Here is a 17,886-nt window from a genome sequence, read left to right on the forward strand (position 1 = left end):
CTGGAGCGCGTGCGTAAAACGTCCGCCGTTCTGGCCACTCTCAGCCTCGCCGTCCTCGCCCTGACAGGGTGCACGTCGGCACCGACGTTCGCCGGCGCGACCTGTGATCGCACCGGTTCCTCAGCCGTCGCCGATTCGGTGACGGTCGAGGGCGACCTCGGCGAGACCCCGGACGTGACCGTCTTCACACCCGTGAAGTCCTCGTCCACGTCGTTCTCCGACGTCGTCGTGGGCGACGGCGAGCCGCTGACGACCGACGTCCAGCCGATGGTGCTCGACATCTCGTTCTACGGCGGCGACAGCGGCGACAAGCTCTACGAGTCCGAGTACAACGGCGATCTCAGCCGTGTGCACAACATCGCGTACTGGTCGCAGCGCTCGCCCGGACTCGAGTCCGTGCTCGAGTGCGCGACCGGTGGCACGCGGACGGTCGCCGTGCTCACGCCCGAGGACTTCGGAGACACCAACGTGCAGGCGTTCGGCCTTGCCGACGGCGAGAACGTCGTCGCCGTCATCGACGTCCTCGATGTGCACCTCGCCAAGGCCGAGGGCGCGTCGCAGTTCAACGACGCGCGCGGCCTTCCGAGCGTGGTCCGCGCTCCCGACGGCACGCCCGGCGTGATCATCCCTGACAGCGCGGCGCCGAAATCGACGGTCACGCAGACCCTGATCGCGGGCGACGGTGCGAAGGTCGAGAAGGATTCGATCGTCGTGACGAACATCATGGCCGTGGGCTGGGACGACAAGACGGTCGTCTCGAGCACCTGGGGCGCGGAGCCCAACATCGGGATCGCTGCGAAGGAACTCGTCGGCGCGACGGTCGGCTCTCAGCTGCTCGTCGTGGCGCCCGGCGCGGAAGGCGCATCGGCGACCGCGATCGTCGTCGACATCCTGGGGACCGTTCCCGTTCCGGAGCAGTGATGGCGACCCGTATTCCCGCGGAGGAGCGTCTGACGAATCTCGTCGTGGCGCTGATGGCCACGGAGATCGGGTTGACCAAGCAGCAGATCCTCGACAACGTCTCGGGGTACCGTCAGCGCGCGGATGCGGGAGCGCGTTCGGACGCCCTCGAGAAGATGTTCGAGCGTGACAAGGACGAGCTCCGTACGCTCGGCGTCCCGGTGGAGACCATCGGTGATCCCGCGGATCCCAATGACCTCCGCGAGGCCCGGTATCGCATTCCGCAGGCGGAATACGACCTCCCCGGGGATATCGAGTTCACTCCTGCGGAGCTGGCGGTTCTGCAGCTCGCCGGAAGCGTGTGGAGTGCCGAATCGGCCTCTGGCGATGCGAAGGCGGGGGTGCGAAAGATCCGCGCGCTCGGCATCGACGGCGACGAGCCCATCATCGGCTTCGCGCCGAGGATCACCGCACGCGATGCGGCATTCCCACAGCTCCAGGAGGCGATCGAGAAGTGCCGGGTGGTCGTCTTCGACTACCTGAAGCCGGGGGAGGAGTCTCCGCGCCGCCGGAGCATCCGCCCGCTCGCTCTCGTCGACTACGAGGCGCGCTGGCACGTCTACGGTGTCGATGTCGACATCGAGGCCGACCGCATGTTCCTTCTCAGCCGCATCGTCGGCGACGTGCGCATCACTCCGACATCGTTCGGTCCTGATCTGCGGGACGGAGCGGGGGAGCGCGCACTGTCAGGTCTCGAGCGCGTCGCCGCGCAGAACGCCGCACTTCTCGAGGTCACTCCCGGCACCGAGGCGGCGCTGCGGCTCGGACGCCGGGCCACCCCCGCGACGCAGGGCATCCATGTCCCGTTCGTCGACCTGCACATCCTCGCCGACGAGCTCGCCTCCTACGGCCCTGAGGTGCGCGTGGTCGAGCCTGCAGCCCTGCGTGACGCGGTGATCGCCCGGCTCACGGCCGTGGTCGCCGCGAACTCCGATCCGGAGGAGAGTCGATGAGTGCGCAGTCGAAGCCGCTCCTGGCGTCGGATCGCGTCAGGGTCTATCTCACCCTTGTGCCCTACCTGCTCGAGCTCGGGCAGGTCTCGCTCGCCGAGGCAGCCGAAGAGTTCGGGGTCACGCCAAACGAGATGCGACAGATGGTCGAGAAGCTCACGGTGATCGGACTGCCCGGCGATGCCGGCTTCTGGCAGCAGCCGCAGGAGCTCTTCGACATCAACTGGGACCTCCTCGATCAGGAGGACGTCATCGAGATCACGAACGACGTCGCACTGCGGCGTGTGCCGCGGTTCACTGCTCGTGAAGCCGCCGCTCTGCTCGCCGGGCTGCAGATGGTCGCGGCGGTGCCCGCCGTCTCCGACTCGGGACTCGTGAGCGGCCTGATCTCGAAGCTCTCCCGCGGGGCGGCAGACGCCCCGGCGGAGGTCGTGGTGGCGCCGAGCGCCGTCGACGAGGTCAGACAGGTCGTCTCGCGTGCCGTGCAGCAGGGCGTCGCCGTCTCGTTCACGTATCAGGCGCCGGATGCGGCACCGACGACTCGCACGGTCGATCCCGTGCAGATCCTGATCACCAACGCGCAGTGGTACCTGCAGGGCTGGTGCCATATGCGCGAGGCGATGCGCACCTTCCACCTCGACCGCGTCAGCGACGCTCGACTCACCGACATCCCGATCACGCACGCCGGTGACCAGCTGCCGGAGGCGTTCGCCGCCGTCGATGACGAAGGCGAGGTGCGAGTGCGTCTTCCCGAGAGGGTGGCCCCGCTCCTCGGGGACTTCCTCACTCCCGAGAACGCGGAGGCGGTGGACGGCATCGTCACGGCGAGACTGCGCCTCGCCGATCCCCGCGGTATCAAGCGCTTTGCCGGCCGGTTCGGCTGTGCTCTCGAGGTCATCGAGCCCGCCATCGCCCGGACCGCCGCGCGAGAGTGGGCGGCCGCGGGACTCGCCCTCTATCGTGACCCGGACCAGGGCGACGCCGGTTAGACTCTAGAAAACGACGAAGGAGAATCATGGGCGCTTTCGGTTGGCCACATCTGCTGATCATCCTCGCCGTCATCCTGCTGCTTTTCGGTGCGGCGAAGCTGCCGGCGCTGGCTAAGAGCCTCGGTCAGTCCGCCCGGGTCTTCAAGGGCGAGATGAAGGCGATGAAGAACGACGACGCTTCCGACGAGACGAACAAGGACGCGGCCGTGCCGCAGCAGTCCGTCGCTCCGGAGACGACGGTGACGGCTCGCGACTCCGACCCGGGTCAGCCTCCTCGATCCGCCTAGTCCGTGTCGGCTCTGGAATCCGCCGATCGACAGGCGCCGGGCCGCGACAAGCGGATGTCACTCGGTTCGCACCTGATCGAGCTCCGTAGGCGCCTCGTCATCGCTGCCGCGGCGCTGGTCATCGGCATGATCGTGGCCTTCATCGTGACAGAGCCGATCATCGAACTGCTGTCGATCCCGATCCGAACGATCGCCGAGCAGCAGGGCAAAGAGTACGTCGGTCTGAACTTCACCACCGTGACGAGCGGTTTCGATCTGCGGATGCGCATCGCGTTCGCGATCGGCCTGCTGATCTCGGCCCCGGTCTGGCTCTGGCAGGTCTGGGCGTTCATCATGCCCGGGCTCACCAAGAAGGAGACCCAGTACACCTGGGGATTCCTCGGTGCGGCCATCCCGCTGTTCTTCGGCGGCTGCACGGTCGCGTTCTTCGTCCTCCCGCATGTGATCGAGATCATGGCGGGATTCGTGCCCCAGGGCATGGCGCAGTTCTTCGACTACTCGGCGTACTACGACTTCGTCTTCAAGTTCCTCCTCGTGGTGGGCATCGCGTTCGTCCTTCCCGTCTTCCTCGTCGCGCTCAACCTCGCAGGCGTGATCTCCGGCAAGGAGATCCTCAAGGGATGGCGCGTCGCGATCCTCGTGTGCACGCTCTTCGCCGCGGTGACCACGCCCCCCGCCGATGTCTTCTCGATGCTCCTGCTCATGGGCGCGATGATCGTGCTGTATTTCGCGGCCACCCTCGTCTCGATGCTCTTCGACCGACGTAAGCGCAAGCTCGACGGCGCCGCGGGCATCGTCACCGACGCCGCATGACGTCCCCGTCCGAGCGGTACGCCGCGGCGCGTGCAGCAGCGGGGAACCCCGAGACGGCCGCTTTCGCCGCGAGGCAGCGGTTCGAGCTCGACCCCTTCCAGATCGAGGGGTGTCACGCGCTCGAACGTGGGAGCAGCGTTCTGGTCGCCGCGCCGACCGGAGCGGGCAAGACCATCGTGGGCGAGTTCGCGATCCATCTGGCCATGCAGACGCCTCGCGACAAGGCCTTCTACACGACCCCGATGAAGGCGCTCTCGAACCAGAAGTTCCGCGAGCTCGTCGATGTCTACGGCGCCGACGAGGTGGGTCTGCTCACGGGCGACACCAACATCAACGGCAACGCCCGGATCGTCGTGATGACGACCGAGGTCCTGCGCAACATGATCTACGCCGATTCCGCGGCCCTTCGTGATCTGCGCTTCGTCGTGATGGACGAGGTCCACTACCTCGCCGACCGTTTCCGCGGTGCGGTGTGGGAAGAGGTCATCATCCACCTGCCGCAGCATGTGCGGCTGGTGTCGTTGAGCGCGACCGTCTCGAACGCCGAGGAGTTCGGCGACTGGCTCGACACCGTTCGCGGCGATACCGAGGTCATCGTCTCGGAGATCCGCCCCGTCCCTCTCGAGCAGCACGTCCTCGTGCGTGACGACCTGCTTCCGCTGTTCGACGACCGCGCCGGCCTCGCGACGGCCAAGGTGAACCAGGAGCTGATGCGGATACGCTCGTTCACCGGCTCGCACTACGACAGCAATCGTGAGGCGCAGTCCTACCGCAGCAACCGCCATGCGGGCAGGCAGGCCCAGCGCCCGCCGAGGGGCGGTCGGCGCCCCGTTCGCTCGGCGAACGTGCGCCGCATCGAACGGCTCGACCGACCGGACGTCATCCAGCTGCTGGAGCGTGCGAACCTCCTTCCCGCCATCTTCTTCATCTTCAGTCGTGTCGGCTGCGATGCGGCGGTGCAGCAGGTGCGCCGATCAGGGCTCCGCCTCACCTCTACGGAGGAGCGCGAGGAGATCAGGGCGATCGTCGAGGAGCGGACTCGCACCCTGCAGGACGAGGACCTCGGGGTCCTCGGCTACTGGGAGTGGCTCGACAACCTGGAGCGGGGCGTCGCCGCGCATCACGCCGGGCTTCTGCCGGCCTTCAAGGAGGTCGTCGAGGAGCTCTATCAGCGAAAGCTGGTCAAGGTGGTGTTCGCGACGGAGACGCTGGCGCTGGGGATCAACATGCCCGCGCGCACGGTGGTCCTCGAGAAGATGGAGAAGTTCAACGGTGAGGCGCGGGTGGCGATCACCTCCGGCGAGTACACCCAGCTGACCGGCCGCGCCGGACGTCGAGGGATCGATGTCGAAGGGCATGCGGTCGTGCAGTGGACCGAGGGCATGGATCCGCAGGCGGTCGCCGCTCTCGCATCGCGTCGCACCTATCCGCTCAACTCGAGCTTCCGCCCGACCTACAACATGGCGGTGAACCTCATCGACCTGTTCGGGAAGCCGCGTGCGCGTGAGGTTCTCGAGTCGTCGTTCGCTCAGTTCCAAGCCGACCGAGCCGTGGTCGGTCTCGCCCGCCAGGTGCGCGAAGCGGAGACATCGCTCGAGGGGTATCAGGCCTCGATGGTCTGCGAGCACGGCGACTTCATGGAGTACGCGGCCATCAGGCGCGAGCTCAGCGATCTCGAGAAGAAGAACCGTCAGGACTCGAATGCACCGCGCGTCGCGCGCGAGAAGCGGATGAAGCAGGTCCAGAACCTGCGCACGAGGATGCAGCGGCACGGATGCCATCGCTGCCCTGACCGGGAGGCGCACGCCCGCTGGGCCGAGCGCTACTGGAAGCTGAAGAGGCAGACCGATCGCATCCGCCGGCAGATCGAGAACCGCACGGGCACCGTGGCCCGGGTGTTCGATCGTGTGGTGGAGGTGCTGGAGACGCTGGACTACCTGCACCGCGACGGCGCCGAGATGTCGCTCACGGCCGCGGGCCGCACGATGCGCCGGATCTACGGCGAACGTGACCTGCTCATCGCGGAGTCCCTCCGCCAGGGACTCTGGCAGGGGCTGGACGCGCCCTCGCTCGCCGCGATGGCGTGCTGCCTGGTGTACGAGCCCCGACGCGATGAGGCGAACTCGGGGGAGCGGGGCCTGCCTCGCGGCTCGTTCCGCAGCGCGTACGAGAAGACGACCACGCTCTGGGCCGAGCTCGACGATCTCGAAAAGGATCATCACCTCCCCGGCTCCGAGCCCCTCGCCGCAGGCCTCGCCGGCGCCATGCACTCCTGGGCCCGTGGCGCATCGCTCGACCGAGTGCTCGTCGACGCCGACATGGCGGCGGGGGATTTCGTCCGATGGACCAAGCAGACGATCGATCTCCTGGATCAGCTCTCGATCGTCGCCGAGGACTCCGCGCTCGCGAGGAACGCGCGTACCGCCCTCGATGGGGTGCGCCGCGGGATCGTGGCCTACTCGTCGATGTGAGAGACAGGGTCGATGCCTGATTCCCGCGCGCGCCAGCGCCCTCTTCTTCCGCTGTGGGCAGCGGTTCTCGGTGCTGCTCTCGCAGCGCTCCTGATGGATCTCTCGTACCCCGACGCGGGGATCTGGGTGTTCGCCTTCCCGGCGACCGCGCTGCTTCTCCTGAGCCTCATCGGACGCCGTGCCGGCGGAGCGCTGCTGGTCGGGGCCGTCTACGGGGTGCTGTTCTTCGGCCTGCTCGTCTCGTGGACGTCCCGGTACCTCGGTCCGGTGCCGTGGGCGGCGCTGAGCGTCTTGGAGGGCGTGCTGACGGCGGTGGCGCTGATCCCCATCACCTTGGCGTACCGGTGGATCCCTCGTGCCGTCCCCGGCCGCTGGGGGCGGCTCCTGCTGCTCCCCGCGGTGGTCGCGGCTCTGTGGGTCGGCCGGGAGCTCCTCGTCGGCTCCTGGCCCTACGGGGGCTTCCCCTGGGCGCGCCTCGGCATGAGCCAGGCACAGAGTCCGCTCGCCCCTGTGGTCTCCTGGGTGGGGATCAGCGGACTCAGCTTCCTGATGGTCTTCCTCGCGGCCCTCGCCATCGAGATCGTCCGCGCACGGGCATGGCGGCGTCCTGTCGCGTTCGTCGCGCCTGCTCTGGTGCTCGTCGTGCTCCTTCTGACGCCGCTGTTCCCGACCACCGCCACAGGCACCATGCGCATCGCGGCGGTCCAGGGGAACGGGCCGACCGGGTACTTCGACCAACGAGAGCCGTATTCGGTCGTGCAGGCGCAGACCGAGGCGACCGCGCCCTTGGTCGGCGAGGACATCGACCTCCTCGTCTGGCCCGAGGGTTCGCTCGACTACGACCCGTTCCAGTCGGAGCCGCTCGCACGGCGCTTGACGCTCATCGCGTCGCGTATCGGAGCGCCCCTGCTGGCGAACGCGGCGACGGAGCGCGACGGTCGGTTCTACAACACGTCCATGCTCTGGACCGCGCAGGGGACCGCGGAGCAGATCCACGACAAGCGGCATCCGGTGCCGTTCGGCGAATACGTGCCCGATCGGGCGTTCTTCAACGCACTCGCTCCCGATCTCATCGGGCTGCTGCAGCGCGACTACACGCCCGGGACCAACACCCCCGTGGTCGATGTGGACGATGTGATCGTGGGGCTCGCGATCTGCTTCGACGTGATCTACGACGACGTCATCCGCGCGGGTATCGACAGCGGTGCCGAGGTGCTGGTCTTCCAGACCAACAACGCAGACTTCCGCGGCACCGAAGAGAACGTGCAACAGCTCGCCTTCGCGCGGATGCGCGCGATCGAGACCGGGCGCAGCGTCGTGAACGTCTCGACCGTCGGCACCAGCCAGATCATCCGTTCCGACGGCGTCACGGTGTCGAGCCTGGACGCAGATGAGGCCGGTGCGCTGCTCGAGGATGTCGAGCTTCGCACCGGCCTCACTGCGGGGGTCGTGCTGGGGTCGTGGATTCAGCAGGTGCTGCTGTGGGGCGGGCTCTGCGCTCTTCTCATCGGGTGGTGGCGCGCCCGCCGGCGCTAGTCAGGCGCCGATCTTCTCGCGTGTCGGGTCTTCGCCCGCACCGCGGCGTGCGCGGATGAAGGCGAGGCGCTCTTCGAGCAGCTCTTCCAGCTCTGCCCGGGTACGACGCTCCATGAGCATGTCCCAGTGCGTGCGGGCTGCCTTGTCGTCGGACGGCTCGAGCGTGACGGCCTGACCGTCGACGTTGAGACGGGCGTCGGCGCCGCACGCGCGGCACTCCCAGGTCTGGGGCGGCTCTGCGTCCGCCGCGAACATCAGGTTCGTGACGTGGCCGCAGGTGTCACAGGTGTAGGTGGTCTCTCGGCGCTCCATGAACACGACGCCCTCTTCGCTCTGTAGGCTCTGGGCGCCGAGTCGGATGCCGCGTAGGCTGCGATCTGCCATTGTGTGGTCCTCTCGTCGCTGTCAGGTATAACGCTCCAGCCTGTGCGCTTCATCCACGCGGCAGCGTTCTGCGCGCTATTCACAGCGGAATCCCAGCGCGAGCGCGTATGCACGGCGCGCCGAGAGTCAGCGAGACAGGGCGGCTATCGCGAGATCGGCACGATCGGTGACGATGCCGTCGACGCCCGACGCGAGCAGCCGGAGCATCTCGTCGACGTCGTTCACGGTCCAGACATGGACCTCGGTGCCGTGCCGATGCGCGGCGCGCAAAAACGAGGGGGTGAGGACTCGGAGAGGTCCGTGGCGCTCGGGTATCTGCAGGGCATCGATGCCGCGAAGCGCGCTCGCGACAGGCAGTCGCAGGGCCGAGCGGGCGCGCACTGCCGCGATCGTGCGGCTGCTCCCCGAAGTCGCCGGAGGGAGATCCGCACCGGCGCGGAGCACCGAGGCGACGGTGGCTCGTCGATGCGAATCCGTGAAGCTGGTGACCAGCACGCGGTGGGTGTGACCCGCCAGAATCGCGCCGAGCGGAGCAGCCGCGTCGGGCGTCTTGACGTCGATGTTGAAACGGGTCCGCGGAAACGCGTCGATCGCATCAGCCACCGTCAGCAGTCCGCCGTGGTCGGCGAAGATCGCTGCGAGCTCGCGTGTCGACACCTGGTCGACGCGCCTGTCGTCACCGAGGAGACGCGTCAGCGTCGCGTCGTGGAAGAGCACGACGTCGCCGGATGCCGTCACCCGGCAGTCGGTCTCGATGTACTCCGCACCGGCGGCATGTGCCGCGGCGAACGCGGCCGCGGTGTTCTCCCAGATGCCGGATTCCTCGCCCGCCGCGGTGATCAGGCCGCGGTGGGCGAAGACTCGAGGATGCGCGCTCTTCTCGAAGTACGGGTGCGTCACGCGCCGGGGATGCCCGTCGGCGGCTGTCCGGGTCCGGGCTTCGGCGTGAAGGCCGATCCGATGCCCTTGAGCGCTTCGGTGAGCTCACTCGGGATGATCCAGAGCTTGCTCGAGGAGCTCTCGCTGATCTTGGGCAGCATCTGCAGATACTGATATGCGAGGAGCTTGTCGTCCGGCTGCCCCTGGTGGATCGCGGTGAAGACGTTCTGGATCGCCTCGGCCTCACCCTGGGCCCGGAGCACCGCAGCCTGCTTGTCTCCCTCGGCTCGGAGGATCTCTGCCTGGCGGCGGCCCTCGGCCTCGAGGATCTGGGACTGCTTGGATCCTTCGGCGGTGAGGATCGCCGCTCGACGGTCACGCTCGGCGCGCATCTGCTTCTCCATGGAGTCCTGAATGGAGACGGGCGGATCGATGGCCTTCAGCTCGACACGACCGACGCGGATGCCCCACTTGCCGGTCGCCTCATCGAGGACGACTCGGAGCTGACCGTTGATGTTGTCGCGGCTGGTGAGCGCCTCTTCGAGATTCAGGCCACCGACCACGTTGCGCAGCGTGGTCGTGGTGAGCTGCTCGACGGCTCCGAGATAGTTGGCGATCTCATACGTCGCGGCGCGGGCATCGGTCACCTGGAAGTAGACCACCGTGTCGATCGACACGACGAGGTTGTCCTCGGTGATGACCGGCTGCGGGGGAAACGAGACGACCTGCTCGCGCATGTCGATCAGCGGACGCAGCCGATCGATGAAGGGGACCAGGATGTTCAGACCCGGCGTGAGGGTCTTGTGATAGCGACCGAGGCGCTCGACGACTCCCGCCGTGGCCTGGGGGATGATGCGGATCGAGCGGGCCAGCGTGACCACCACGAAGATGATGATCGCGATGACCAGGATCCAGCCGATGGCTGCGGGGATGAACGAGGAGTCGTCCACGGTTTCTCCTAGTCGTTGACGGGGCGGACGGTGGCGGTTGCGCCGTGGATCGCGTTGACCGCGATCGGTGACCCCTGGGGGATCGCCACGGAACCGGCGGTGCGAGCGGTCCAGGTGTCGCCATTGCTGAGCTTGACCTGACCGGAGATCTGCGTGATGTCCTGCAGCGCGATGCCGCGAAGATCGACCAGGGCATCGACGTTCGACTTCGTCGGGTCTTCGCCGCGGTGGAGCCGCTTGATGAGCGGCGGTCTCAGGAAGAGGATGAAGAGCGCGGCGGCGGCCGCCGCGATGAGGACCTGCACCCAGACGGGGACGCCGAGGAAGTCGGTCACGAGCCCGATCGCGCTTCCGAAGCTCAGCATGAGGAAGGTGAAGTCGAGGGTGAGCATCTCGATCACGAGGAAGAGCGCGATCAGAACCAGCCATCCGACCCAGGCCCACTGGTCGATGAACTCGACGAATGTCGCGAAAGTGTCCATACGGCCTCCTTTGCGGTCAACCTATCACGCACCGGGCGGCTGATCCGGGTGCCGCAGCGTCCGCTTGGTAGTCTGGGAGCGCCGTGCGATCACGGCGCTTCACGCACTTGAGGAGTCACTGTGACCGACGTTCTTCCCGCAGGTTCTCTCGACGGCAAGGTCGCCCTTGTCACCGGTTCGTCGCGGGGGATCGGCGCAGACACCGTGCGATACCTGGCTGAAGCCGGCGCGGACGTGGTCATCAACTACCGCAACAAGGCGCCGCGGGCAGAGAAGCTCGCCACGCAGCTGCGTGAGCTCGGGCGCCGCGTGCTCGTGGTGGCCGCCGACCTCACGGATCCGGCATCCGTGGGCGAGATGTTCCACGCGGTGAAGGACGAGTTCGGGCGTCTCGACGTGCTCGTGCTGAACGCCTCCGGCGGCATGGAGTCGGGGATGGCCGAGGACTATGCGCTCACGCTCAACCGCGACGCTCAGCTCAACGTCCTGGACGCGGCGACTCCGCTGCTGTCCGACGGATCTCGGGTGGTCTTCGTGACCAGCCACCAGGCGCACTTCATCCGCACGACCCCGACGATGCCGGAGTACGAGCCGGTCGCGCTCTCGAAGCGCGCCGGCGAGGACGCCCTCCGTGAGCGGATCCCCGCTCTGGCCGAGAAGGGAATCGGCTTCACGGTCGTCTCCGGCGACATGATCGAGGGGACGATCACCGCGACGCTCCTCGAGCGAGCGAACCCCGGTGCCATCGCCGAACGGCGCGAGTCGGCCGGCAAGCTCTACAACGTCTCGGAGTTCGCGGCGGAGGTCGCTCGCGCCGCCGTCGACGCAGTGCCGACCGACAATACACGTCTTGTGGGCGACGTCAGCGGCTTCGCCGCGGAGTGACCCCGGAACGATGAAGGCGCCCCGTCCGATCGGACGGGGCGCCTTCGTCGTCGAAGCGGAGATCAGACCGACTTCGACTCCTTGCCGATCGTGACCGCGCGCACGATCTGCACGATGCCGAGCACGACGAGCGAGATGCCGAAGACCAGCCAGAGCACGGCGGCTGCGTACAGCGGGGAGAAGAGGACGACGATACCCGCGATGATGCTGAGCAGCGCGTAGAGGAGCGTCCAGACCCGCGAGCCGTCCTGTCCGAGCAGCGTGAGAGAGACGACGCCGTCGACGATCCAGCTGATGCCGATGAAGATCACGACGACGAGCGCGAGCGTCGCGGCCGCGGCGCCCAGGTTGGCGAACGCGATGACACCGGCGACGATGTAGAGCACTCCGAGGGCGATGTGGCCGACGCGGGCCCATCCGCCCTTCCTGTGCGAGAAGATGCCGAGTCCGATGTACACGAGACCGGCGATGACCAGGTAGGTGGCGAAGATGCCGGTCACGATGACGGCGGACTTCACCGGCCACACGAGCAGCACGACGCCGGCGATGAGCGCGATGACGCCGGAGACGGCGAGCGTGATGCGGATGGACTTGAACAGTGATTTCGCCTCTGCGGCGATCGAATCAGACATGGGTGGGGAACCTTTCTGAGAAATCCCTGTGAAGGGATGCTCACAGAGTAGCGCCAAGCGGGGGGCGAGTGGGGGAGGACCCTCGGTGATCGTCTCGCGGGTTCATCTCGCGACGTCCGCGGACATGGGACTATCTATCCGTGACATCTGACTCCGAGGCCCGCATCCGCGAGCTCATCACGATGCGGAAGGTGCGGGACCGCATCGACCGGGAGTATGCGAGGCCGCTCGACGTCGAAGCCCTCGCGCGAGGGGTGCACATCTCTGCGGGTCACCTGAGTCGCTGTTTCCGCGACGCATACGGCGAGTCACCGTACTCGTACCTGATGACCCGTCGGATCGAACGAGCGATGGCACTGCTTCGTCGGGGCGATCTGTCGGTGACCGAGGTCTGCGTCGAAGTGGGGTGTTCGTCGCTCGGCACGTTCAGCACGCGATTCACCGAACTCGTCGGTGTCTCACCTCGGGTGTACCGTGAACGCGCCGCGAACATCGACGGCATACCCACGTTCCAGGCCAAACAGGTCATCAGACCGAACAGGAATCAAGAAGCACCCCGCACCGACGCGAACCTAACCTGAAGCCATGAAGATCAACATCCACTACGCATTCCTTCCGCACACCGACGCCGACGCGGCGCTCGGCTTCTACCGCGACGCCCTGGGCTTCGAGGTGCGCAACGACGTCGGGTACGACGGCCTCCGCTGGCTCACGGTCGGCCCTGAGGGCCAACCCGAGACCTCGATCGTCCTGCATCCTCCGGCGACCGACCCCGGCATCACCGATGCCGAGCGGCAGACGATCCTCGAACTGATCGCCAAGGGCAGCTACGGCGCGCTGACGCTCGCCAGCGACGACCTCGACGGGCTGTTCGAACGACTGGTCGAGCAGGGCGCCGACGTCGTTCAGGAGCCCATGGACCAGCCGTACGGTGTGCGCGACTGCGCCTTCCGCGATCCAGCAGGCAACCTTCTCCGTATCAATCAGGCCGGCTGACCGGCCACGAACTCGAGGACTCCACCATGACCCACGTCGCCGACGGCCACGATCTGATCCGCGTTCAGGGAGCCCGAGAGAACAACCTCAAAGAGATCAGCGTCGACATCCCGAAGCGTCGTCTCACGGTGTTCACAGGGGTCTCCGGTTCGGGCAAGAGCTCGCTGGTCTTCGACACCATCGCCGCGGAGTCGAGGCGGATGATCGACGAGACCTACAGCGCCTTCGTGCAGGGCTTCATGCCTTCGGTGCCGCGACCGGACGTCGATGTCCTCGAGGGGCTCACGACGTCGATCATCGTCGATCAGGAGCGACTCGGGGCGAACCCGCGTTCCACCGTCGGCACGGTCACCGATGCGAACGCGATGCTGCGCATCCTGTTCAGCAAGCTCGGCCAGCCCTACATCGGCGGACCGACGGCGTTCTCGTTCAACATCCCCACCCAGAAGGCGAGTGGCGTGATGACGGGGCCGGGCGGCGAGAAGAAGATCGTCAAAGACGCGATCTACCTCGGCGGCATGTGCCCCCGATGCGAGGGCAGGGGAGCGGTCTCCGACCTGGACCTCGCGCAGATCGTCGACGAATCGAAGTCCCTCGACGAGGGCGCGATCATGGTGCCGGGGTACACCGCCGACGGCTGGATGGTGAAGGGCTTCTCGGCCTCGGGCTTCTACCCGGCCGACAAGCCGGTCGCATCCTTCACCGAGAAGCAGCGGCAGCTGTTCCTCTACGGCGAGGTCACGAAGGTCAAGATCTCGGGGATCAACATGACCTACGAGGGGCTGATCCCCAAGATCACGAAGTCGATGCTCTCGAAGGACCTCGATGCGCTGCAGCCGCACATCCGGGCCTTCGTCGAGCGGGTGGCGACATTCGCGACGTGTCCCGAGTGCGACGGAACCCGACTCACCGAAGGGGCGCGCTCCTCGAAGATCGACGGCATCAGCATCGCCGACGCATGCCGGATGCAGGTGACCGATCTCGCGGCTTGGGTGCGTGGTCTCGAGCTGACGGGGGCGGCGCCGCTGCTGGAGGCGCTGCGCGCGAACCTCGAGGCCTTCGTCACCCTCGGACTCGGGTACCTGAGTCTCGAGCGTCCGTCGGGCACGCTGTCCGGGGGAGAGGCACAGCGCATCAAGATGCTCCGGCACCTCGGATCGTCGCTCACCGATGTCACCTACGTCTTCGACGAGCCCACGATCGGTCTGCACCCCCATGACATCCAGCGGATGAACACGCTCCTGCTGCGCCTGCGCGACAAGGGCAACACCGTCCTCGTCGTCGAGCACAAGCCCGAGACCATCGCCATCGCCGACCGCGTGGTCGACCTCGGCCCCGGCGCCGGCAGCGCGGGCGGTGAGATCTGCTTCGAAGGCACGGTGGAGGGGCTCAAGGCGAGCGGGACCCGCACGGGACAGCACCTTGACGATCGGGCCGCGCTCAAGCCGACCGTGCGCCGCAGCACCGGCACGATCGAGGTTCGCGGTGCGACGGCGAACAATCTGCACAACGTCGATGTCGACATCCCGACCGGTGTGCTCACCGTCGTGACCGGCGTCGCCGGGTCCGGCAAGAGCTCCCTCATCCACGGGTCGGTCTCGAAGCGCGAAGGTGTGGTCGCGATCGATCAGGGCGCGATCAAGGGCTCGCGGCGCAGCAACCCGGCGACGTACACAGGTCTGCTCGAGCCCATCCGCAAGGCGTTCGCGAAGGCCAATGGAGTCAAGCCGGCGTTGTTCAGTGCGAACTCCGAGGGCGCCTGCCCGACATGCAAGGGCGCGGGCGTCATCATCACCGAGCTCGGCTTCATGGACACGATCGAGACGCCCTGCGAGGACTGCGGCGGCAAGCGCTTTCAGGCCGCCGTGCTCGAGTACACGCTCGCGGGGAAGGACATCACGCAGGTCCTGGATCTCCCGGTCTCCGAAGCACGGATCTTCTTCTCCGAGGGCGAGGCGAAGCTCCCCGCGGCCGCGGCGATACTCGGTCGCCTCGAAGACGTCGGACTCGGCTATCTCTCGCTCGGCCAGCCGCTCTCGACACTGTCAGGCGGCGAGCGTCAGCGCATCAAGCTGGCGATCCAGATGGGGGAGAAGGGCGACACCTACGTTCTCGACGAGCCCACGACCGGTCTGCACCTGGCGGACGTCCAGAACATCCTCGGCCTGCTCGATCGGCTCGTGGAGTCCGGCAAGACCGTGATCGTCATCGAGCATCATCAGGCCGTCATGGCCCACGCCGACTGGCTCATCGACATCGGACCGGGTGCCGGGCACGACGGCGGCCGAGTGGTGTTCGAGGGGAGCCCGGCGGAACTCGTCGCAGCCAGGTCGACGGTGACGGGGGAGCACCTCGCCGCGTACGTCGGAGCGTAGGGAACGGCAGGTCAATCCTTGCGGGCGACGATCGTGTAGGTGCACGGGATGAGGTCGCGTTCGGCCTCGGGCCAGGCGTATCCGCGGGGAACCTCGACCATCCGACGGCTGAACCGCCAGGGAAGCGTTCGGCCCTCGTCGAAGTGGAGAAGTCGCAGGCCGGCGCGGAGCAGCGCTCCGAGGATCTCGGACAGCGGATGCGGCCACTCGTAGGTGCGGGAATGAGCCACCGTTCCTTCGCCCGCATAGGTGGACTCGTCATCCCACTGCTGGGCGCGACCGTCGCCGAAGTAGGAGTATCGAGTCGCGAGACCCTGTGCGTCCTCGTCGAGGGCGAGCAGCGCGGGATGGCCGTCACGAATGTAGAAGGTGCCACCCGGGCGCAGCAGGGCCACGACCTGAGCGGCCCAGCGGTCGAGATCCTCCAGCCAGCAGATCGTGCCGATGCTCGTGTAGACGACGTCGAAGTCGCCAGCGACGGCTTTCCTGGCATCGAGGACGTCGGTGCGCACCCAGGTCGCAGAGACGCCCGCTCGCTCGGCGAGACCCGCTGCGGCCCGCAGCGCCGGTTCGGAGAAGTCGACGCCCGTGACGCGGGCACCGGAACGAGCCAGGGAGATCGTGTCGGTGCCGATGTGACACTGCAGGTGGCACAGGTCGAGTCCTGACAGGTCGCCGCCACGGACGAACCGAGTGAGCACGGGCAGGTCGTCGGCCACGACATCGCTGATGTGGGCGGGATCGTCGAACGCATCCACACCGTAGGCGGCCTGGTGCAACGGCACGCGGTCGTCCCAGTTCTGCAGGTTCGCGCTGCGTGCAGCTTCCCAATCGATCTCGACGTTGCTCCCGTTCACGTCTCGAGCCTAGCGATCGCCCCGATCGCCCTGACCCGGTAAAGCTGATAATGCACATTATGTCAGTTTGAAGACGACATCTTGTCGTTTACTGCGAATCCGCCGGTCTGCCACCACTCCCCTTTGATGGACTGGAGTAGATCGTGTTTTAGGCTAGTTGGAGCTGCAGTCTGGAGCAAGTTGGGAGCCCTACCGCCTGTCTGCGCCATCCTGAACCCTTGAATTTACGCGGGTTGGCGGAGGTGGCAAGTCCAAAGTTGCGTGATTCGCAGTTTGTGCGATAAATTCCTGTTTTATGCGAGACTTTGACCCGGAACATTCCCGGCAGCACGCGTCACACTTCTTGCCCGGCGGGATGGTCTACTTCGACGAGAAGGAGGCCGTGTGGCGGGCGATGCAGGCCGGGTGGGCTGCGCAACAGATGGCCAGAAACCTGTCTTCGGCCACGGTCGTCGGCCGCACATCCATCCTCAACCGCTTCTTCAAGTTCGCCGAGAAGTATCCCTGGCAATGGAACGTCGAAGACGTCGACAGCTTCTTCCTCGAACTCAGGACCGTGCGCCACGCCGCTCATTCGACTGTGTTGGGATATCAGAACGCCCTTCGCATGTTCTTGGCTTACGTGACGGATGCGCGATACGGGTGGGTAGAAGAATGTGGAAAGCGCTTCGGCGAGCATCCTGCTCAGGTCTTCCACGAATGGAACACAGCGCGCCACGTTCAGGAGGCGATGGGCCGTCCTGGCAAGCGCCCGTACACACGTGACGAGCTGCAGGACCTCTTCGATTGTGCGGATGACCGAGTCGCGCGGATTCGTGAGTCCGGCAGTAAGGGATGGATCCCTGCTTTCCGTATCGCGACGATGATGAAGGTCGCATACGCCTGGGGGTTACGGCGTAACGAAGTGCGCTCTCTCGAGGTCGTCGATCTTGCGGCCAACCCTCAACATCGCCGAGCCTTCCGAAACGTCGGCTTCGTTTACGTCCGCTTCGGAAAGGCGATGAGGGGTTCGCCTCCCAAGCGGCGAGCCGTAGCGACGCTCCCCCAGTTCAAATGGGCCGTCGACTGCGTCGAAGAGTGGCTCGAGGATGTTCGACCTCTAATTGCAGGAGCCGGGTCGATGAGTCTTTGGCCCTCCGAGCGTGGCGGTGGCCTTGCGCCCATCACAGCGGACTCCGTCTCACGCATGTTCACTGCGGTCCGGCGAGAAGTCGGATTGGACGACGGACTCGACTTCCATTCACTGCGACGTTCGTACGTTACTCATCTGGTGGAGCTCGGGTACGACGCCTTCTTCATCCAACAGCAAGTGGGACACGAGCACGGATCAACTACGAGCATCTACACTGGCCTCTCCCCCGACTATCGAGCTCGCATCGTGACTGACGCGATTGCGCGAATGGCTGATGAAATGGACTCTGAAGCCGACTAGAGGAGAGA

Annotated in this window: 18 protein-coding genes; 12 read left to right on the plus strand and 6 right to left on the minus strand. The window is 66.5% G+C overall.

The features are described from left to right. Positions 1-9: 9 nt before the first annotated feature. From HWD99_RS05325 to lnt, 7 genes are read left to right on the plus strand one after another with little or no spacing between them, the layout of a single operon-like run. Positions 10-921 (plus strand): hypothetical protein, encoded by a 912-nt coding sequence (locus HWD99_RS05325; protein WP_241795194.1) that lies wholly within the window; start codon positions 10-12, stop codon positions 919-921. Beyond that, entirely contained in the window at positions 921-1,913 is a 993-nt protein-coding gene (locus tag HWD99_RS05330; protein ID WP_241795195.1) for a YafY family protein, read from the plus strand. The genes HWD99_RS05325 and HWD99_RS05330 overlap by 1 nt, the downstream gene beginning before the upstream one ends. Further along, complete coding sequence (locus tag HWD99_RS05335) at positions 1,910-2,899, plus strand: YafY family protein (RefSeq protein ID WP_241795196.1); 990 nt, start codon at positions 1,910-1,912, stop codon at positions 2,897-2,899. The genes HWD99_RS05330 and HWD99_RS05335 overlap by 4 nt, the downstream gene beginning before the upstream one ends. A gap of 26 nt (positions 2,900-2,925) precedes the next feature. Continuing rightward, on the plus strand, positions 2,926-3,186 hold the full coding sequence (tatA, locus tag HWD99_RS05340) for a Sec-independent protein translocase subunit TatA (protein ID WP_241795197.1): 261 nt from the start codon (positions 2,926-2,928) through the stop codon (positions 3,184-3,186). Positions 3,187-3,240: 54 nt separating this feature from the next. Next, positions 3,241-3,999, plus strand: coding sequence for a twin-arginine translocase subunit TatC (gene tatC / locus HWD99_RS05345; RefSeq protein WP_241795198.1), 759 nt, complete (start codon positions 3,241-3,243; stop codon positions 3,997-3,999). Continuing rightward, positions 3,996-6,470 (plus strand): RNA helicase, encoded by a 2,475-nt coding sequence (locus tag HWD99_RS05350; protein WP_241795199.1) that lies wholly within the window; start codon positions 3,996-3,998, stop codon positions 6,468-6,470. The genes tatC and HWD99_RS05350 overlap by 4 nt, the downstream gene beginning before the upstream one ends. 12 nt (positions 6,471-6,482) lie before the next feature. Next, the gene (gene lnt, locus HWD99_RS05355; protein ID WP_241795200.1) at positions 6,483-8,006 is read left to right on the plus strand and encodes an apolipoprotein N-acyltransferase; all 1,524 of its coding nucleotides are present in this window, start codon (positions 6,483-6,485) and stop codon (positions 8,004-8,006) included. Here lnt and HWD99_RS05360 read toward each other — a convergent pair whose 3' ends face one another. The 4 genes from HWD99_RS05360 to HWD99_RS05375 form a co-directional block, all read right to left on the minus strand. Then, positions 8,007-8,390, minus strand: coding sequence for an RNA polymerase-binding protein RbpA (locus tag HWD99_RS05360; protein ID WP_241795201.1), 384 nt, complete (start codon positions 8,388-8,390; stop codon positions 8,007-8,009). Positions 8,391-8,516: 126 nt separating this feature from the next. After that, positions 8,517-9,290, minus strand: coding sequence for a glycerophosphodiester phosphodiesterase family protein (locus HWD99_RS05365; protein ID WP_241795202.1), 774 nt, complete (start codon positions 9,288-9,290; stop codon positions 8,517-8,519). Next, on the minus strand, positions 9,287-10,219 hold the full coding sequence (locus tag HWD99_RS05370; protein ID WP_241795203.1) for an SPFH domain-containing protein: 933 nt from the start codon (positions 10,217-10,219) through the stop codon (positions 9,287-9,289). The genes HWD99_RS05365 and HWD99_RS05370 overlap by 4 nt, the downstream gene beginning before the upstream one ends. 8 nt (positions 10,220-10,227) lie before the next feature. Continuing rightward, a complete protein-coding gene (locus tag HWD99_RS05375) occupies positions 10,228-10,701 on the minus strand; it encodes an NfeD family protein (protein WP_241795204.1) in 474 nt (157 codons plus the stop codon). A gap of 120 nt (positions 10,702-10,821) precedes the next feature. Here HWD99_RS05375 and HWD99_RS05380 point away from each other — a divergent pair, with 120 nt between their 5' ends. Beyond that, complete coding sequence (locus tag HWD99_RS05380; RefSeq protein WP_241795205.1) at positions 10,822-11,586, plus strand: SDR family oxidoreductase; 765 nt, start codon at positions 10,822-10,824, stop codon at positions 11,584-11,586. 62 nt (positions 11,587-11,648) lie between these two features. Here the strand turns inward: HWD99_RS05380 and HWD99_RS05385 are convergent, their stop codons facing one another. Continuing rightward, a complete protein-coding gene (locus tag HWD99_RS05385; protein WP_241795206.1) occupies positions 11,649-12,218 on the minus strand; it encodes an HdeD family acid-resistance protein in 570 nt (189 codons plus the stop codon). Positions 12,219-12,400: 182 nt separating this feature from the next. Here HWD99_RS05385 and HWD99_RS05390 point away from each other — a divergent pair, with 182 nt between their 5' ends. Genes HWD99_RS05390 through HWD99_RS05400 form a run of 3 tightly spaced genes read left to right on the plus strand, consistent with a single transcriptional unit; the run spans position 12,401 to position 15,589 of the window. Then, on the plus strand, positions 12,401-12,799 hold the full coding sequence (locus HWD99_RS05390; RefSeq protein WP_241795439.1) for a helix-turn-helix transcriptional regulator: 399 nt from the start codon (positions 12,401-12,403) through the stop codon (positions 12,797-12,799). Positions 12,800-12,803: 4 nt separating this feature from the next. Beyond that, entirely contained in the window at positions 12,804-13,214 is a 411-nt protein-coding gene (locus HWD99_RS05395) for a VOC family protein (RefSeq protein ID WP_241795207.1), read from the plus strand. 26 nt (positions 13,215-13,240) lie between these two features. Then, positions 13,241-15,589 carry an excinuclease ABC subunit UvrA gene (locus HWD99_RS05400; protein WP_241795208.1) on the plus strand — a complete coding sequence of 783 codons (2,349 nt, stop codon included), beginning with the start codon at positions 13,241-13,243 and terminating at the stop codon, positions 15,587-15,589. A gap of 11 nt (positions 15,590-15,600) precedes the next feature. Here HWD99_RS05400 and HWD99_RS05405 read toward each other — a convergent pair whose 3' ends face one another. Beyond that, complete coding sequence (locus HWD99_RS05405) at positions 15,601-16,446, minus strand: bifunctional 2-polyprenyl-6-hydroxyphenol methylase/3-demethylubiquinol 3-O-methyltransferase UbiG (RefSeq protein WP_241795209.1); 846 nt, start codon at positions 16,444-16,446, stop codon at positions 15,601-15,603. A gap of 355 nt (positions 16,447-16,801) precedes the next feature. Here HWD99_RS05405 and HWD99_RS05410 point away from each other — a divergent pair, with 355 nt between their 5' ends. Further along, the gene (locus HWD99_RS05410) at positions 16,802-17,878 is read left to right on the plus strand and encodes a tyrosine-type recombinase/integrase (protein ID WP_126893219.1); all 1,077 of its coding nucleotides are present in this window, start codon (positions 16,802-16,804) and stop codon (positions 17,876-17,878) included. Positions 17,879-17,886: the final 8 nt, after the last annotated feature.

The sequence above is a fragment of the Microbacterium sp. C5A9 genome (assembly GCF_022627955.1).
Lineage (GTDB): Bacteria > Actinomycetota > Actinomycetes > Actinomycetales > Microbacteriaceae > Microbacterium.

Bases quoted from the DNA above. Each gene is read 5' to 3' on its own strand.
- HWD99_RS05330 (WP_241795195.1), top strand. From the start codon at position 921: ATGGCGACCCGTATTCCCGCGGAGGAGCGTCTGACGAATCTCGTCGTG.
- HWD99_RS05335 (WP_241795196.1), top strand. From the start codon at position 1,910: ATGAGTGCGCAGTCGAAGCCGCTCCTGGCGTCGGATCGCGTCAGGGTC.
- tatA (WP_241795197.1), top strand. From the start codon at position 2,926: ATGGGCGCTTTCGGTTGGCCACATCTGCTGATCATCCTCGCCGTCATC.
- tatC (WP_241795198.1), top strand. From the start codon at position 3,241: ATGTCACTCGGTTCGCACCTGATCGAGCTCCGTAGGCGCCTCGTCATC.
- HWD99_RS05350 (WP_241795199.1), top strand. From the start codon at position 3,996: ATGACGTCCCCGTCCGAGCGGTACGCCGCGGCGCGTGCAGCAGCGGGG.
- lnt (WP_241795200.1), top strand. From the start codon at position 6,483: ATGCCTGATTCCCGCGCGCGCCAGCGCCCTCTTCTTCCGCTGTGGGCA.
- HWD99_RS05360 (WP_241795201.1), bottom strand. From the start codon at position 8,390: ATGGCAGATCGCAGCCTACGCGGCATCCGACTCGGCGCCCAGAGCCTA.
- HWD99_RS05375 (WP_241795204.1), bottom strand. From the start codon at position 10,701: ATGGACACTTTCGCGACATTCGTCGAGTTCATCGACCAGTGGGCCTGG.
- HWD99_RS05385 (WP_241795206.1), bottom strand. From the start codon at position 12,218: ATGTCTGATTCGATCGCCGCAGAGGCGAAATCACTGTTCAAGTCCATC.
- HWD99_RS05390 (WP_241795439.1), top strand. From the start codon at position 12,401: ATGCGGAAGGTGCGGGACCGCATCGACCGGGAGTATGCGAGGCCGCTC.
- HWD99_RS05395 (WP_241795207.1), top strand. From the start codon at position 12,804: ATGAAGATCAACATCCACTACGCATTCCTTCCGCACACCGACGCCGAC.
- HWD99_RS05400 (WP_241795208.1), top strand. From the start codon at position 13,241: ATGACCCACGTCGCCGACGGCCACGATCTGATCCGCGTTCAGGGAGCC.
- HWD99_RS05410 (WP_126893219.1), top strand. From the start codon at position 16,802: ATGGTCTACTTCGACGAGAAGGAGGCCGTGTGGCGGGCGATGCAGGCC.